The organism is Micromonospora gifhornensis (assembly GCF_016863515.1).
GTDB classification, from domain to species: domain Bacteria; phylum Actinomycetota; class Actinomycetes; order Mycobacteriales; family Micromonosporaceae; genus Micromonospora; species Micromonospora gifhornensis.
The window spans coordinates 1-2,898 of record NZ_BOPA01000088.1; the positions used below are offsets into that span (position 1 = coordinate 1).

Genomic DNA, 2,898 nt, shown 5'->3' on the forward strand with positions numbered 1-2,898 from the left:
AGAGGGGGAAGACGCCAGCTGCGACGTGCTGGTAGCCACCACCCGGTTGAGAGCAAAGACCAGCACAAGATCGAAAAAGAGTTCGACAAAACTCGCTTCCTGCTTGCTCCGCTCCCCCCGGAGGAGCCTCACCCCCAAACCCCTGGCCGCACCAGCACCTTCCATGCGAGCCATTCAATGCCGAAATGCCGCCGCGCGTCGGACGATTGCGGGTATCTGAGGACTCATTCCTGAGCACGGCCCTCGGCTGGCCTAAAACTGGCTGGCCGGCGTCCCCGCCTAGCCGGCATGTGGACAGGATGATCACAGGCAAGAGCGAGAGGATGACCTCCTCATCGGACGGCTGCAGACCTTCCAGCCTCCCTGTCCCCGGAGGCTGGTAGCCCCTGTGGTGCCCGACGTAAGCTCACGCGGGCCGGGCGACGGGAGCTAGGAGTCGTACGCCCAATTCGTGGCCGTACCGTTCGATTTCGGCCACAGTCTCCTGCTTCTGGACGAGGTTGGTGTGTAGATGCTGGACACACTGGCCCTCACTCATAAGAACCGCCCAATCAAAAAGGGTCTTGTGTGCCGCAATGGTGAGGTATAGAAACTGAATCAGAGTATCGACTGCGAATTGATCAACCAGGTCGATTGAGGGGTTTGTGCGTACAAAGCTTTCAAATCGCCCATACATGCCTTCAACAGTGTCGGACCGGGTTGAAAGCGGGGAGGTGCCGAATGCCTTGGCGCAGGAGTTGATGTTGTGATTCCACTGCACACATTCCTGCTGCCTGCGCCGTACGATCTGCCCGAGATCGTCACTAACTCGATGGTCCAAGAAGTCGAGAACCCGCCGCCCGGATATCTCCATTTCACCTAGTATGCCTAGCTCATAGATGAACAGGTCACGCGTCGTCTCAATCGCCATGTGCTCCTCCTGACCTCGCTGGCGAGCCGCCACGGCCTACCCGTTCAGAAACCACCAAAACGCGGCAGGCAAGCCAGCAGGAAGGGTGTAAATTTGCGCATGTCGACACGAGAGGCCGAGAAGGATCAATGAGCCATCCCGCCTGCCGTCGACCCGCCCCTCCCGGGGAGCGGGCCGCCGCCCGGCCCGCCACGTCAAGCGGGCCTTGACGCGCGTACGGACGCTGTCGGAACAGACTGAGTCGGCTCTCGTGTCACGGACCGCGCCCCCGGCGGACATCGCCACAGTGGCGCAGTTGACCCAACCTTGCCCGGCACGGACCCGGCTTCCGGGATCGGAGCTGACCACCAGCGGCCACCCCTCCCCTCCCAGGTGAGCAGTTGACCTGACCCTGCACGGCTGCGAAGCCGGCTCCTGGACGACCGACATGCCTTCGCGCGGACACCGCCCCCAAGCTTGGGGCTTGCCGCGCGGACCCGACGCGCCCTCCCTTCGCCGCGCTGCTCAGGCACGGCGCGGCCGGCTGCCGGCGAGAACCTCCACCACTCTCCCCGCTATCCCGTCTGCGGCGGCCCCGGGGCTCCCCGCTCTCCGCGCCAGCCGCCGGGCATCAGGCGTGACGGCCGCAGAGCGGCAGCGGAGCGGCCGGCGCGCGCCCAGGCGGCGGCGCGTGCGGCCCGTTGCGGGCCGCCTTGAAGACGTACAGAAACTTTGAACAGCCTCGTCGGCAGTCGGCATGTCCTCCGTCGGCTGATGTGCGACACGCGTCCGTCAGGTGATCTGCGACAGTGGTCCGTTTCGGCACTCTGAGCCCGACGTCTCCGCGGGGCGTCGGGACTCGGGAGGCCGGGATTGGCGCTGGTTGTCTTGTCGGTTGTCGAACAACGCCTGGATGCGGTTCGTGCGGTGCTGGCCGGGTCGGATGTGATGGAGGTGGCCGCCGGCTTCGGGGTGCATCGGTCGACGGTGCATCGGTGGGTGGGCCGGTATCTGACCGAGCAGTTGGCGGGGTTGGCTGACCGGTCGCATCGGCCGCACTCATCGCCCGCTCAGGTGGCGGAGGCGGTCGAGGTCGCGGTGGCGGAGATGCGCCGTGAGCATCCTCGGTGGGGGTCGCGGCGGATCCGATTGGAGATGCTGCGCAAACCCGGCCCTTGGGTGGTGGCGGATCTGGCGGTGCCGTCGGAGCGGACGATCGATCGGATTCTGCTGCGGCAGGGGCTGCTGCGGGTCCGGCCACGGAAACGGCCGAAGGACTCGTATAAGCGGTGGGAACGGTCTGCCCCGATGCAGTTGTGGCAGATGGACATCGTCGGTGGGGTGCAGCTGGTCAACCCCGTGACCGGTGTGCTGCGGGAGGCGAAGCTCGTCACCGCCGTTGACGACCACTCCCGGTACTGCGTGATCGCCAAGGTGGTCGAGAGGGCCACCGGCCGGGCGGTGTGTCTGGCCCTGGCGGAGGCCCTGGCCCGCTTCGGGGTGCCGGAGGAGATCATCACCGACAACGGCAAGCAGTTCACCGACCGGTTCGGCAAGTACCGGCCCCGCACCGGTGAGGTGCTGTTCGACAAGATCTGCCGCCACAACGGCATCACGCACCGGCTGACCGCGCCTGCCTCACCGAATCAGAACGGCAAGGTCGAACGGTTCCACGGCACCGTCCGCCCCGACTTCCTCGACACCGCCGAGGCGTTCACCAGCCTGGCCGAGGCCCAAGCCGCGGTGGACGCTTACGTGCTGCACTACAACACCGACCGACCCCACCAGGCCCTCGATCCGAAGACGCCGGTCACCCCGGCTGACCGGTTCCAGCCGGTCGGAGCCCAGCAGCGGGCACTGGTCGACGTGTGGCTGCCACCCATCCTGGACCCTGTCCCCGCCATCCCGTTCCAGCAGCCGTCGACCGCCCCTGAGCCCGTCCAGGCCCAGCCGCCGGCAGTCCAGACGGGTGGGCCAGTGGAGTTCGACCGGGTCGTCCCGGCGTCGGG

Annotated in this window: 2 protein-coding genes; one reads left to right on the top strand and one right to left on the bottom strand. The window is 66.5% G+C overall.

Annotated features, from left to right (window positions below; genetic code table 11):
• Positions 1–406: 406 nt before the first annotated feature.
• A complete protein-coding gene (locus Vgi01_RS30190; RefSeq protein ID WP_203223432.1) occupies positions 407–910 on the bottom strand; it encodes a DUF892 family protein in 504 nt (167 codons plus the stop codon).
• A gap of 852 nt (positions 911–1,762) precedes the next feature.
• On the opposite strand from Vgi01_RS30190, the gene Vgi01_RS30195 reads away from it, so the two are divergent.
• Positions 1,763–2,898: IS481 family transposase (locus tag Vgi01_RS30195; RefSeq protein ID WP_204293330.1), on the top strand; the 1,136-nt coding region annotated here is incomplete at its 3' end.

Coding starts and splice junctions, on each gene's coding strand:
- Vgi01_RS30190 (WP_203223432.1), bottom strand. CDS start 910: ATGGCGATTGAGACGACGCGTGACCTGTTCATCTATGAGCTAGGCATA.